The sequence below is a fragment of the Blastocatellia bacterium genome (assembly GCA_016713405.1).
Lineage (GTDB): Bacteria > Acidobacteriota > Blastocatellia > Chloracidobacteriales > JADJPF01 > JADJPF01.
On record JADJPF010000016.1, the window covers coordinates 24,682 to 38,457 of the forward strand.

At 34.8% G+C, this 13,776-nt stretch carries 11 protein-coding genes; 4 read left to right on the top strand and 7 right to left on the bottom strand.

The genetic code is table 11. From position 1 onward, the window contains the following. Positions 1-6: 6 nt before the first annotated feature. On the top strand, positions 7-1,689 hold the full coding sequence (locus tag IPK14_17595) for a replication initiator protein A (protein MBK7995125.1): 1,683 nt from the start codon (positions 7-9) through the stop codon (positions 1,687-1,689). A gap of 21 nt (positions 1,690-1,710) precedes the next feature. After that, positions 1,711-3,855: an FG-GAP repeat protein gene (locus IPK14_17600; protein ID MBK7995126.1), complete on the top strand. Its 2,145-nt coding sequence runs from the start codon at positions 1,711-1,713 to the stop codon at positions 3,853-3,855. Between the two features lie 225 nt (positions 3,856-4,080). On the opposite strand, the gene IPK14_17605 is transcribed toward IPK14_17600, so the two are convergent. Beyond that, complete coding sequence (locus tag IPK14_17605; protein MBK7995127.1) at positions 4,081-5,064, bottom strand: DUF1684 domain-containing protein; 984 nt, start codon at positions 5,062-5,064, stop codon at positions 4,081-4,083. A gap of 264 nt (positions 5,065-5,328) precedes the next feature. Here IPK14_17605 and IPK14_17610 point away from each other — a divergent pair, with 264 nt between their 5' ends. Both IPK14_17610 and IPK14_17615 read left to right on the top strand, forming a co-directional pair. After that, positions 5,329-6,447: a hypothetical protein gene (locus IPK14_17610; protein MBK7995128.1), complete on the top strand. Its 1,119-nt coding sequence runs from the start codon at positions 5,329-5,331 to the stop codon at positions 6,445-6,447. Positions 6,448-6,825: 378 nt separating this feature from the next. Then, positions 6,826-7,974, top strand: coding sequence for a LysM peptidoglycan-binding domain-containing protein (locus tag IPK14_17615; GenBank protein MBK7995129.1), 1,149 nt, complete (start codon positions 6,826-6,828; stop codon positions 7,972-7,974). Between the two features lie 87 nt (positions 7,975-8,061). Here the strand turns inward: IPK14_17615 and IPK14_17620 are convergent, their stop codons facing one another. The 6 genes from IPK14_17620 to IPK14_17645 form a co-directional block, all read right to left on the bottom strand. Beyond that, positions 8,062-8,505, bottom strand: coding sequence for a hypothetical protein (locus IPK14_17620; protein MBK7995130.1), 444 nt, complete (start codon positions 8,503-8,505; stop codon positions 8,062-8,064). Positions 8,506-8,618: 113 nt separating this feature from the next. Beyond that, a complete protein-coding gene (locus tag IPK14_17625) occupies positions 8,619-8,783 on the bottom strand; it encodes a hypothetical protein (GenBank protein ID MBK7995131.1) in 165 nt (54 codons plus the stop codon). A gap of 332 nt (positions 8,784-9,115) precedes the next feature. After that, the gene (locus IPK14_17630) at positions 9,116-9,487 is read right to left on the bottom strand and encodes a cupin domain-containing protein (GenBank protein MBK7995132.1); all 372 of its coding nucleotides are present in this window, start codon (positions 9,485-9,487) and stop codon (positions 9,116-9,118) included. Positions 9,488-9,624: 137 nt separating this feature from the next. After that, on the bottom strand, positions 9,625-11,289 hold the full coding sequence (locus tag IPK14_17635) for an FHA domain-containing protein (protein ID MBK7995133.1): 1,665 nt from the start codon (positions 11,287-11,289) through the stop codon (positions 9,625-9,627). Positions 11,290-11,340: 51 nt separating this feature from the next. Beyond that, the gene (locus IPK14_17640) at positions 11,341-12,525 is read right to left on the bottom strand and encodes a hypothetical protein (GenBank protein ID MBK7995134.1); all 1,185 of its coding nucleotides are present in this window, start codon (positions 12,523-12,525) and stop codon (positions 11,341-11,343) included. Positions 12,526-12,748: 223 nt separating this feature from the next. Then, positions 12,749-13,702, bottom strand: a complete 954-nt coding sequence (locus tag IPK14_17645) for a DUF533 domain-containing protein (GenBank protein ID MBK7995135.1) — start codon at positions 13,700-13,702, stop codon at positions 12,749-12,751. Positions 13,703-13,776 lie beyond the last annotated feature (74 nt).

Consider the following 13,776-nt stretch of genomic DNA (forward strand, 5'->3'; position numbering starts at 1 on the left):
GGCAGTATGGAAAAACGGCCACATGAGGCACGCACAAAACAACACCGACCTAAATTACATACTAGCGAGCATGTAGAATTAGTACGTGTTTCTTTGGATGAGTTTAATTTAGCTACCTTTCCTGTTTCGGTTTTAGATAAAAAGGCGCAGCGTAGTCATGAACCATTGCAGTTTCGTGACACAATTGTAGTAGCAGGCCGACAAGTTGAACGGCATTGGAAGGTTTTCCCACACGGTGAAGAAGGTTTTCCTGGGCCCGCAGATGATGATGTATTAATGGCACTGTTTGAATTAACTAGGGAGCAAGGAGGGTCAAAGAAAATATTTTTTACCCGTTACCAGCTATGTAAAAAGCTGGGTTGGCCGCTTAATACTTTTTATTACAGCCGAATTGAGTCTAGTTTTCGCAAACTTGCCGGTATACATATTGAAGCAACTAATGCTTTTGCTGATAAGGAAAGAAAAAAGTTTATCAATATGGGTTTTTCCATCATTCAGGAATATAAGCTTTTTGATGAAACTGCTGGGCGAGAAAAACTTTCCTATGTTCTTTGGTCAGACCGTATTGCCGCTTCAATTAGCCAAAAATTAACTAAATATTTGGATGCTAGCTTTTATTTTGAAGAGTTAGAAACGCCTTTGGAAAAACGTTTATTTCGTTACTTGGATAATCAGTTTGAACAAGGTTTAGTGCAGCTTTCCTTAAATATTAATGATCTTTGTTATGAACATTTAGGAGTTGCTCGCCGCTATCGTTATACTTCTCAGCTAATGCAAAAGTTAGAGTTACCACTACAGAAACTAGTAGAAAAAGGTTTTCTTCTTCGTTGGCGGTTAGAAGGTCAAATTCTTTGGTTAATTCGTGCAGAAGGTTTTGCAAGCCGGGTCTCTTTATCTATCCCATATAGTGAAATGTTGGCAGATATTTCACCTAGTCCCCCTGTTAGTTCTAAAGGAGAAAATTCTAATTCTCAATTAGAAGGATCTTCATCTATAGAACAAAATATAGAGCAAAAACGAACTAGAGCAAAAAAACAAGTTAAAGAAGTTAAAGAAGTTAAAGAAGTTAAGGAAGCAAAACAAGAAAACACTGTAGAAGAACCCTTAGTAGTTAAAGAACTTTTTTCACGTGGGGTTGATATTGGTGTAGCACGAGATATTGTTAGCCGTTCACAAGGTTGTGAAAAAGATATTTTAGAAGCAATAAAATATTTTGATTCTGAATGTGAACGGGGAAAAAAATTTGATAATCCAGGAGGACTATTAGTTAGCTTAATTAGAAAATATCTACCTGCTGAACAACTACCTCCAGCACGTAGCACTAAAACTTCTACAAAATCTCCTACTAAAATAACTACAAAAAGAAGCTTAGTAGATAAGTATGAGTCTGATAACGCATCTAGTTTATTAAAAACCCGTGCAGAATTAGAATATCAAGAATATTTTATTGAAGTTGGGCGACATGCTTTTGAAGGCTTGCCACAAGTTGAGCAAAAGAAACTACTTACTAATGTACAATCTGAGTTACAATCAGGAATAAACGCCAGTAAATATCAGAAAATGCCAGCAGAAAAATTTGTCGAACATGTTCAAACAACAGTAGAATCGCAACTAAGCCGCAAACTGGCGATAGAATTTCCAGATTGGTATCAGCAATGGTTAGTAGATCAAAAAATAAGATTTAACTAAATTAAAAAGGGGGGAAAGCTTGTGAAGAGTCAAAAAAGAAACCTTAGCAGGTTACTAATAATTTTAGGGGTGTTTTTTGCCTTAATAATAAGTTTATTTCCAGCACATTATGTTGATGCTCAACAAAATATGAATGTGACAGTAGATTTAGCCAACACAGGTGCAGCAGATATTAGCATTTTTGGTAGGGCGGAAACTATGGCTGGGGCATCTGTAGCAGTTGGGGATCTTAATGGAGATAGAATAGATGATTTAGTTGTTGGGATGCCTAGTAGCGATGGAGGAGTTAATAGGGTTCGTTGTGGAGAAGTAAGAATATTTTTTGGTGGAGCAAATTTTCGAGGCACATTTGATTTAGCTAATAATGTTGGGGATGTGCGAATAATAGGTGCAGATGTAATTGACTTACTTGGCTCAAATGTTGGCTTATTTGATGTTAATGCTGATGGAAGACGAGATTTAGTTATAGCGGCTCCAGGTGGAGATGGTCTTAATAATTCTCGTAATGATGCTGGGGAATTATATGCCTTTTTTGGTGGCACAGGTTTTAATTCTTCAACTATTGACTTGGCAACTGTTAGACCAGGACTTTTGGCTATAGGCCCGGTTGCTGGAGCGCAAATAGGTGCAAGTTTAGCAGGTGCTGATTTTAATGGTGATGGAAATCAAGATCTTTTAATTGGCGCACCTCTTGCAGGTCAACAAGGCAATGGGCTTGTACTAGCTTTAAGAGGTATTAGCATTGTTGGAAATCAAGTAATAGACCTTGGTGGAAGTCAAGATATAGTTTTCTCTGTAACTATTAATAGCCCTAATGCTCGTTTTGGTACAAATGTAGCAGCAGGAGATCTAAATAGCGATGGAAGACAAGACATAGTTGTTTCTGCTCCAGGACTTACTAATAGTAGTGGGCAAGCTACAGGAGGGGTAATAATTATTAGTGGCCCAATTTCTTTACAAAGTAATCCAAACCCAGTTACACCTAGTTTTGTAGCCTTTGGCCCAAGCATTAATTCTCGTTTTGGCGAAGGCTTATTGGTTGGGGATGTTGATGCTGACCAAATAGATGATTTAGTCATTAGTGCGCCAGGACATATGGCTAATGGACGGGCTAGTTCTGGTCAAGCCTATGTATTTTATGGTAGTGCGCCGCTAGTTGGAACAAGAGATTTAGCTACTAGCATGGCAGATGCTTCTTTTTCAGGTGCTAATCCTGGGGATCAATTAGGTAGTGCAGTTTCAATTAATCCAGGAACACCAAATATAATTCCAAGCACTCCTCCAATGTTGTTAGCAGATATTAACCGGGATGGATTTAGAGATTTAATTATTGGCGCACCTAATTCAACTAATCCGGCTGGACGTGCGCGAAATGGACAAGCGTTGATCTTTCTTAAAGGTGGGAATCGTTTTGAGCAAAGGGATGTGCAAATTAAACCACCAGATAGCGTAATACTTGGCCCTCGAACAGGGGATCAAATTGGTAGCCGTTTTGCTGTAGGCGATCTTAATAATGATACTATGCCAGATTTAGTTATTACTGCCCCAGCTTCTATGGGAAATCAAGGCCGCAACAATGGCGGTGCTGTTTTTGTAGTTTCAAACTTTAATCTTAATGCTCAAGGTAATAATCAAGCTCCTGTTTTATCAATGGTTCCAAATCAAACTGTTCCAGAAACTAGTACTGTTATGGTTGATTTTAGTGCTGTTGACCCTGATGGAACTATTACTTTATCTGTTGACCGTCCACCTACTCCAAGCTTTGTCACCCTTCAAGATATGGGTGGTGGAAGAGGTCGTTTAATTATTTCTCCTCCAGCAGGTAGTAGAGGTAGTTTTGTTGTTGCATTACGCGCGACTGATAACGGTAATCCTCCGTTATTTGATGCCAAGAGTTTTGTTTTAACAGTAACACCACCTGCACCGATAATTATGGCAGCAGCATTTGATGGAAAAAATCTAACTATTATTGGTTCTAGATTTGGTACAAATGCTAGAGTTCTAATTAATAATGTTGATCAATCAAAGAAAATAAAAGCTAATACGGATACTTCTATAACTGTTAAAGGTAAAGCTAAAAAACTTGGACTTGTACCAGGTAATAATACAGTTGTAGTTGTTGATTCTGCTGGCAATGCTTCACAACCTGCCATTGTAGTTTTATAAAAGTTTTTTCTAAGTTTTTATGGAAAAAGCCTCAGTTCAATTAGCTGAGGCTTTTGTTTTTGTTGGTGATGGATTTTCCAGCATTATTAATACACTGCAATGTAAATATCGAAGATTTCTTTTCCAAATAGAAGTATAAAGATTAACAACTACAATGGCCTTTCTTATATCCACGCCGTTATTTTTCCTTTAATTATCGGAAAGTTCGTTTTTATTTACTTAAATTTACTTATGTGCATCTGCTTCATCATAATGATAAGTTTTTTCTCCTGCCTCAATTTTTATTGATAAGCGATTTGGTTGAGGTGGCAAAGGACAAGTAGCATAAGCAGTAAAAGCACAAGGAGGATTTACAGTTTTATTAAAATCTAAAATAACTTTTCCATCTTTTGGAGGGTCGGTATAAAGAAAACGACCTGCTGGATAAGTCGTCTTGCCATTGGTTAAGTCTTTGAAATTAATAAAGAGCCGGCCACCGCTAGAGTTTTCTGCTTGTAACTCAAACTTTTGACCATCAATTGTAAAAACTACATAGCCTGGGCTAGTTTCTTCTGTAATATCACCTATTATGCTGGTGACAGACAAAGTTTTTGGTTGCTCATGTGGGATGAATTTTGCTTCTATACGATATTTTTCATCTGCTTCATACCAGGTTAAACCTGTGAAATGTTTGCGGAAAGGGCTGTTTTTGTCTCTTAACCTGATACCATAACGATCCCCACGATGATCTCCACGTTTAATTAAAAACATAGATAAATCATTAATGGTTAAAATCTCTGGTTTACCGTCAACATCAGAGGTTAAAGTTAGTTCGGAAGTTAAAACGTTATCTAAAACAGAAACTTTAGCATCTTTTGTAGGTTGAAAAATGGCTTTACCCTTATTAAGCACTATTGAGCCAATATAAGCAGGAGCAGAGTCTTTTGGAAGGACTATCTGACCTTTTGGATCTGTACCTATACGATTTTCTCCTTCAGAAAGCCAATAAAGCCCTGCAACAGCTAACCAACCTTGGTCAGACTTTAATTTGGCTTCTGTTTCAGCACGCCATTTAGAAATTTCTGCTTGATAAAGAGATTTATCCGCAGGAGTTTCAAAGCTTGTAGATGTTTTATTAATTGTCATAGAAGTAGATAGATTTATTGGAAAATTAAGAGTAGAAAGGCTTAAGCTAGTTAACAAAACTGCAAATAATATATTACGAGTCATAAGATAATACCTCAAGTTTAAGTAACTTTAATTAATAGATAATAAAATAAAATTTTAGCATAATACATTTTGAGTTAAAGCATTTAATTGCTAAATAGTTCCTGCCATAATTTTAACTCTGCACTTGAAAAATATTGGAAATACTAGTTTAATAGCTTAACTTACAGAACAAAAAATTATCTAATTTATTCTGAAGAAAAAGATAAAATCCTTTAATTTCTTAATTTTTCAAGGAAACTTCATAATTTATTTTTGGAGAAAGCAATGACTCAAAAAAGCAAAACTTTGATTGTAGTGCTATTATTATTTACAATGCTAGCGTGTCAAAGACCAAGTAATATTCTGACAGAAGAAATATTTACAACTACAGCTAAAAAACAAGTAGAAGTAGCTAAAAAACAAGCGGAGACAGTAAATCTAGTAAATACATTTAAGATAATCGACGTTAGTAGTATAATTTTCCCTCAAGAAGAAGGTAATGCAGGTGAAATTTATTGGCCGACTTTTCAAAGACGACTTATAACTATTCCAGAAAACCAAGCTGTATTTGATAAAATGGATGTAGTTGCTCAAGCTTTTGATAGCGAATTTAGAGCAGAGGAAAAAGCTAAAATTACCCCGCAATTATTAGAATTAGCTAAAACAGAAGCCCAACAATTAGCAGAACTCCCAGAAATTGCAGAACTAGAAAAAGCTACTAGACTTAAAACTATGCGATTGGTAGGAGAATCTATTCCTATTGAAGAAAATATAAGTAATATTGGTTCAGCACCTATAGGACTTTTAAGAGGATATTCTTTAGCATTGTTAAGTAAGGGTTTATTAAAAGAATCAACTGGTGATAAAGTTGCTGCTGAATCAGCTATGCAAAGCGCGATTGCTTTGGGATATCATTTTGCCCAAGATGCTAACTATCTTCATTATGTTAATGGTATGTCTGTTGTTTTATCTGGGTGTTTGTCGTTAAAACAATTTTATGAAAGAGCTAATAATAATGAGAAAAAACAAGCTGTTGAAAAAATAGAAAAAGAAGTTGCTGACCAACTTGGTAATCTTAGTCAATTAACAGCAGTTGACCCAGATAAACGAAACTTTAATGTTATAGATGGATTAGGCTTTTTAGATGAAGGAGTTAGCGTTTTAGCTACTTTAGCAACAAACGAAAATGTTGCTCCAGGAATAAGAACTAGAGCTATAATTAGCCTTTTTTCTGGCTATACTTTTCGCTATGAAATGGTAAAACGTTCTGGTAGACCAATTGATACTGCTGAATATGCTTCTCCAAGTGATGTGCGATTACAAGCTTTAACTCAAGTTGCTTCCTCACCTAATAAAGCTTTATCACAAATGGCAAATAATGCAAAACAAGTTTTAGAAAAATGAAGGCTCAAAGTAATGCTGAAAGAGCAAAATATTGGGTAGAATTTACTAAGCCAAAAAGTTAAAGTTTTATATGATCATAAAATAACAGATACAGTTTTAGTATCTGTTATTTTTTCCAAGCGTTTCAGAAATTTTACTTGCCTGTAATAAATAAGTTACACCTACTTGCTAATCTCTAACTTCAGCTATAAATCAAATTAAAGTAGCGAAAAGTGTTTTATATCATCATAAAAATATGATGATAAGTCTGGCGTTAGATTTCTAGCGTCAGATAAAAATTTCTTTTTATCTCACCTCCTAGATCTAGAGTTTTAAGTAGACCTTTTTTGGGCTTCACAAGAAGCCCTTTTGTTTTTCCAGGAAAAATTAGAAAAATTTATGAAGATTTTTTTATTCTTGGATTACTTCATTTACACATCAATAAAAACTTTATCTTATCAATTTATTTCAAGGGGAAAATTTATGGTGACAGGAGTTAATAATAGTAACAACTCTCAATCAATATCTAGTGCTAGTAACAATACTTATACGGTTCGTTCTGGTGATACACTTTCTGAAATAGCTGCACGTAATAAAGTTAGTTTAAGTAATGTAATTTCTGCTAATCCACAAATAAAAAACCCTAATTTAATTTATCCAGGTCAACAAATTAATATACCTTCTCAAGCAGGGACAGGAAATTTAGCTGGTATGTCTGTATCAAAAGCTCAATCTCCAGCAGAAAGCCCTATGGCAGGAGGTAGTTATATGGTACGTCCAGGCGATACTCTATCTGGTATTGCTTCTCGTAGCGGAGTTGGATTAAACGACATGATGATGGCTAATCCACAAATAAAAAATCCTAATATGATTTATGTAGGTCAACAGCTTAATATACCTGGTGGAATAGATGGAGTAACTCGTCCAAGTTCTTCATCTACTCAAAGTCGTCCAACTGCTAGTAATGAGACTAATAATTCTGCTCCTGTTAGAAATACAGGCCCAAGTGGAGATATTAAAGGTGGAGTTTCTGTTGCAGAACTAAAGCGTATTATGCCTTCGCTATCTGATGCTAAAGCACAAGCTTATTTGCCTTCCTTAAATAAAGCAATGGCTGAATTTAAGATTAATACACCAGAACGCCAAGCTGCCTTTTTAGCCCAACTTGCTCAAGAAAGTGGAGAACTAAAATACTTTGAGGAATTAGCTAGTGGGCGTGCTTATGAAGGTCGTCGTGATTTAGGTAATACTCAACCTGGTGATGGAGTACGTTTTAAGGGTCGTGGGCCAATTCAATTAACAGGACGAGCTAATTATCGCGCTGCGGGTGCAGCATTAGGAATTGACCTAGAAAGAAACCCAACTCGCGCTTCTGATCCTGATGTAGGCTTTCGTGTTGCTGGTTGGTACTGGAATAGTCGTAACTTAAATTCTTTTGCTGACTCAAGAAATTTTGATGCTATTACCTACAGAATAAATGGCGGTTATAATGGCAAATCTGTTAGAGATATGTATTATCGACGTGCTTTAGATGTTTTAGGCGCGTAAAAGGATTTACAAAAAATTACAGAATTTATAAAAAGGCTATTAAGTAATTTTAATAGCCTTTGTTGTTCTAAGTTGTTTTTTTATTAATTATTTCCATGTTTTGCCAGAAGTAAATGGAAGTAACGCAACCTTTGTTCCTAAAGCTAGGGTCTTAAATAGTTCTGCTGTTTCTGAGCTTATTTTTACCCTTAGAAATAAAATTGTTACTACTAAATCCCCTCCAGGCAACAAACTTCCAAACCCTAACACAGATTTAACTCCATAAGGAATTACAAAGTCTTTTTGTGCAGGAATATAGGGACTACCTAAAGCATCAGCAATAAAAAACACATTGTAAAGTTTTTCCTCTTTATCTACTAACATTGTTGGGTTTGGTTTAATTACAGAATGAACTTCTAAACCTAATTGTTTAATTAATTGTGAAATCATTGGCAGTTTAATAATCACTGACTCGCTAGGCAGTGGTATAGCTTGATGGCCTTGAGAAAGTAGACGGGAATTCCACGAAGCTTTTTCCCCTATAGTTGCCATTAAGACTAAACAACGAGTTTGATCTGTTATATCTTGACCAATAGGTAATTTATTTGCAAAAGTACGTAAGGACGAATCTAGGTCTTTATAAGAAAAAGTCTTATAAATACGTGCTAAAATACAAGCTTTTTTTCTGTCTCATCTGTTAACTGATGATAGAAATAACGTACTATTTGCTCTGCTCCTTCTTCCATAGATTTAGACCCAGTGGTCAATTCTCTTAAACCGTTACGACAAGCAAGAATATCTCCAAGAGTTAGCTTATTTAAGTAATACATAAAACCTCCAGATGCAAGGATTAGTTAGGGTAGGGGCCATTTGTTTATTAAATTTATTGTTAGAAAATAAAAATAATTATATATAAGCTTTAATTGGAATTATTTATGAAAAATTAGATATTTTTTGAATAAGAAATTGTGAAAATTTTTGTCTAGATTTCTAATAACTTAGGTAGTTTTTCATTTCTCTCTTTTTAAGTCAAGATAAATAATTACTTAGCTTTAATTAGCAGATATATATTGCAATGTTATAATTGACATTTTTTAAGAACAGTGTTTTATGTAGGTAAGAAAATTACCGTAGTATGGATAGTATAAGAAAATAGTAGTATCTAAATATTTTCTAGATTTTCTAGGGTTATATCATTATGAATATTACCAGTATTTAGCGTAGATGCTGGCTCAATTAACATAACATGGCATTCTTCTTCTGCAACTGGCAAATGTTCTACACCTTTTGGGACAATAAAAAATTCACCTTCATTAATTGTTATATCTTGCTCACGTAATTTTATTAGTAGTTTGCCTTTTATTACTAAAAAGAGTTCATCTTCATTTTCATGAAAATGCCAAAAAAATTCACCTTTTAACTTGGCAAATTTTATTTGTTGACCATTTAGTTCTGCTGCTATTTTAGGTGTCCAATACTCACTAAATTTAGCAAACTTTTCTTTTATATTTACTACGTTAAATTTTTCTACCATTATATTTAACCTATTATTCTTAATACAAAATTTTTTTGGGCTTTCTCAATAATCAAAATAAAAACAGGCAATCCAAAGATTGCCCGTTAGAGAATTTGACATCTGAGCTACATTTAGAAATTAAAAGAAGTATTGTTCTACTCTTCCCAAACTACTTCGTAAACTTCTTGAGGCTCACTTTTTCCTTTTACCTCTATTGGTGGTAAGCGGTTAGCAACAATTTTGTCCTTAATTCTTTCATAAGTAGCAGAACTAATTAGAATATGAGTACTAGAATTTTTAGAATTTGCTTCTAAACGAGCAGCTAAATTTACAGGATCGCCTATACCAGTATATTCCATACGTCGGTTTGAACCTATAAAACCTACTGTTATCACTCCTGTATTAATACCGATACCTATATTAACTTCATGACCAAATTGCTCGTAGAACTTCTTTCTAAGCATTACCATTCGTCTTTGCATATCAATAGCAGCTTTTGCTGCATTTAGAGGAGCATTTTCTTTTGCTTCTTGGTCATCATAAGCTACACCAAATAGAGCCATCAAACCATCACCCATATATTTATCTAATATGCCTTGATGGGAAAAAATAATATCAGTCATATTAGTAAAATATTCATTTAAAAGCTCAACTATTTCTTGTGGTTGTAGTTTTTCTGAAAGGGGTGTAAAGCCACGTACATCAGCAAATAGAATTGTTGCTTCTACATTTGTGCCACCTAATTTAAGTGATTCAGGAGATTCTAAAATTTTATTTACAACCTTATCAGGTAAAAACCGCCCGTAAGCTTCACGTGCTAAAGCTTCTTTCATAAGACGATTATGAGCCGTTGCATTATCAAGTGCCATAGATGTTTGTGATGCAATAGCACTTAACAAATCTAAGTCATCAGAGCCAAAAACTTTCGGAATTTCAGAGCCTTTGGAACTTTTACGATTATCTACATAAATTACACCAACAGTTTGACCCCCTACAATTAGTGGAGCGCAAATAACAGATTGAACCCCTTGAAAAACAGCAGTCATACCTCCTTTGCCCGCATCTTGAGCATCTAGCAGAAGTAGTGCTGCTTGCTCCTGCATTACTTGTTGAACAATTGCACTAGGTGGAGTGATATGTTTATCTTGGTTATTTTCTTCTGATCGAAACTTAACAGCTTTAACCATTAGTTCTTTAGTATCTGTGTCTTTAAGTTGAACAATACAACGTTCGGCTGGAGTAACACGAAAGAGCATTTCAGACATCCGAGCAAAAATGTCTTCTAATGCAAAAACAGAATTAAACATATTACCTAATTCATAGAGGTAATTTAATACATCAGACTTTTTACGCAGTTGCTCCATTTCTTTCTTTAGTAAATCTGGAGTGCTAAAATCATCAGGCATTTTCCCGGAATCTACTTTAGGTATTAGCATTGAAGCATTTACCGGAGCGCGTAGTAAAACAGTGTGAGAAGGAGCCGATTGACTTGCTACAGTTTTAGCAACAGGCAAAACTTCTTTTTCACAGTGGAGTTTTAATAAGTATTTTCCTATTTGCAGTATATCTTCTGCACTAATTAAATGTTCTCCAGAAATACGATTCCCGTTGACAAAACACCCATTAGCACTTTGCAAGTCTGTTAAGAAAAAATATTCTCCTTTGCGGTTGATGGTTGCATGTTCACGTGAAATTTGAACATCAATCAATACAATATCATTACTTTGAGGAGAACGTCCTATTTTGGTTTCTGGCTTGACTATTTCATAATCAAACGATTCATTACCAACAGTAGAACTTATTTGTAGTTTTGCCTTCATAAGTTTAATTCCAAAATAAATAAAGGCTTAGTTATATTTACGAAAGTAACTTTATGGCCTTAAATTAATAATTTCACCTAAAGTAAGCTCGTGTCCTTTGGATTTTAAGCCACCTTTACCATTGTTATGACAAGGAATACAGGATTTAACAGCAGATGGAATTAAAATACCTTGTACTCGTTTAGATTTAGCTGCATCTTCGTGACAATATTGGCATTTAAGCTCTGGAAATGCTTTTACTTCTTTGCCATTTTTATCTAGGACAGGCTTTTTGTCTGGGCCTAGTTTTGTAACCTTTTCTTTTAGTAGATCTTGCTCATGAGAGCTATAAGAGTGAGTAAAAGGTATTGCTGTACTCTTATAAGGTTTATCAGGGTTGATTTTTTCAGGGTTAAATTTTGGTGGTGGATCAGTTTGTACAATTACATCTCTTACTACAGGACGTGGAGCCATAAAAGGTTTATGACATTCTAAACATTCCTTCATGTAAGGTTTTTCATTCTTTAGCTTAAACTTAGGATCGTCTTTAGCTGCCGCATCTGTTGGGGTTTCGCTATGACAACGAGCGCATTCTGGATGGTAGGGAACAGAAAAATTTTCTTCATCCTTATCTTTACCATCTTTAACATGACATTCGCTGCAACCAGAAGAAATAGAAACAGCTTGAAGTTGTTTTTGTTCATCTGTTAGTTCTTCTACTTTAGGGCCAACATTATAACTTTTTGACTTAATACCAACATGAATATCATGAGGAAACCTCATTCCAAATTGGTCGTCTCTTTGTTCAGGAAAAACAGAGAGGACTGTCTTTTTATCAGCTTCATGGCAGATTTGGCAAAATCCTTTTGTTGCAGGTACAGGGAAAGAAAATTGTACTATTGAGTGACATTCTTCACACGCAGCATGAGGAGGAAATTGAGTTACACGGTCATCATAAGTAAAAGGTTTTTTGGCAATGTCTGGTTGTTTAATTCGCTTATCGGTAAATGTTGGTACTCGATCAGGAATATGACAGCTAAGACAATCTGGACTATGGGAAGCATGGTCAAAGACAGAATAATCAACACCAGGGCGAACTGGTAAAGGTGTTAATTTAGGAGTTTTCTTTGTTTCAGTTGCTGTTGAGTTAGCTTTGGGCTTACCTTTTGTTTGAGCATCTGTAACAGTGAAGTCTAAGTTAAGTGCAATAGCACTTAAGAACACCAAAAGGAAAACAACTCTTTTTAACTTTAGCATTGGTGGTCTCCATTAGTGATTTGTTGTTAAGCACTCCACCGCTTTTCCTGAATTTTAATGATGGAGGAAATAATTCAAGCTGTTGAGTGAATAAAATTTTTTGCGTCGGTAAGTAAATATTAATTGAAATAGCCTTAAAAGATCAAGGTATCTAATTTAAAGCTTTTTAGACAAGAAATTAATACTTAACTTTAAGAGAAATTTTAGTTAATTAATATCACTTTTATTGATTAAAGAGAATTAAAATAGAACTATTAATTTTATTAACTTCTTCGTCATATTGACCTTGAGTTATTTTTCCTGCCTTTAGAGCTTTACCTAAATCTTCTAGTTGTTTAGCAACTTCCTTATTTCCTTCTATTTGGCTACGAGATTTTTCATATTCTTTTTTGCCTTCCTCTTTTTTCTCTTGGAAAGCTTTCTTAAAAGAATCTATAGATAAATTGCCACCTGATTCAAAATACTGTGTAGCAACATTGCCTAGAGCATAAGTAGTAGAAAATGCAGCCGTTGCACCTACAACACTACCCCAGCCTGGAACCAATTTTGCTAAACTAGAAACTGCTATTCTTGCTCCAGTACCTACACCTAGTGAACCTAACATAGCTTTAACCGTGGTTTTATCTAAGTTAAACCCATAAATCTTGCCTAAATCCATCATCATTTTCATTTGCAAAGGAATAACCATCAAGTCACCAATTAATGGAATAGGTATTGCTCCAGCAAGTGAAGTTAAGATTAGGTAATTACGGATAGTTTTTTGTACTACAGCACCACGCTCAGAAGTATCTACAGTTGCTACATTAGAAGTAACTGTAGCATTTGCAATATTTACACTATTATTAAGTTCTGTAACTTCTTCATTAGAAATATTCCAACGTTGTTGTAACATTGATAATAAATGTTGTTCTTCTTTAGCAAAATGTCCGTCAGCATGTGCTAGTAGGTAAGCAGACTTAAAAGCAGCTTTTTGAGCTTCAGGAGCTTTAACTTCATTAATTACAGCCTCTAATACTACTTCCTGAGAAAGTAGTTTATCTATGCTATAGTCTACTGGCAAAGTTAAATCTTTTAATGAGTCCTCTAAAGCTTCTCGTTCAGAAGTTTCTATTTTGCCATCTGCTTTAGCTACAGCAACTAATAATTGTAGTGACGCAATAGCTTCACGTGGTTGCATAGTAATCTCCTTAAAGTAAATATTAGAGCTAGATAAGTTTTATTTTTTGTAAGCTGCAATACTACTATAGTTAA

What these genes read in the sequence shown, in the direction of transcription:
- IPK14_17625 (MBK7995131.1), bottom strand. Translation starts at nt 8,783, where the DNA reads ATGTATTACTTAAATAAGCTAACTCTTGGAGATATTCTTGCTTGTCGT.
- IPK14_17635 (MBK7995133.1), bottom strand. Translation starts at nt 11,289, where the DNA reads ATGAAGGCAAAACTACAAATAAGTTCTACTGTTGGTAATGAATCGTTT.
- IPK14_17630 (MBK7995132.1), bottom strand. Translation starts at nt 9,487, where the DNA reads ATGGTAGAAAAATTTAACGTAGTAAATATAAAAGAAAAGTTTGCTAAA.
- IPK14_17645 (MBK7995135.1), bottom strand. Translation starts at nt 13,702, where the DNA reads ATGCAACCACGTGAAGCTATTGCGTCACTACAATTATTAGTTGCTGTA.
- IPK14_17605 (MBK7995127.1), bottom strand. Translation starts at nt 5,064, where the DNA reads ATGACTCGTAATATATTATTTGCAGTTTTGTTAACTAGCTTAAGCCTT.
- IPK14_17610 (MBK7995128.1), top strand. Translation starts at nt 5,329, where the DNA reads ATGACTCAAAAAAGCAAAACTTTGATTGTAGTGCTATTATTATTTACA.
- IPK14_17595 (MBK7995125.1), top strand. Translation starts at nt 7, where the DNA reads ATGGAAAAACGGCCACATGAGGCACGCACAAAACAACACCGACCTAAA.
- IPK14_17640 (MBK7995134.1), bottom strand. Translation starts at nt 12,525, where the DNA reads ATGCTAAAGTTAAAAAGAGTTGTTTTCCTTTTGGTGTTCTTAAGTGCT.
- IPK14_17620 (MBK7995130.1), bottom strand. Translation starts at nt 8,505, where the DNA reads ATGGCAACTATAGGGGAAAAAGCTTCGTGGAATTCCCGTCTACTTTCT.
- IPK14_17615 (MBK7995129.1), top strand. Translation starts at nt 6,826, where the DNA reads ATGAAGATTTTTTTATTCTTGGATTACTTCATTTACACATCAATAAAA.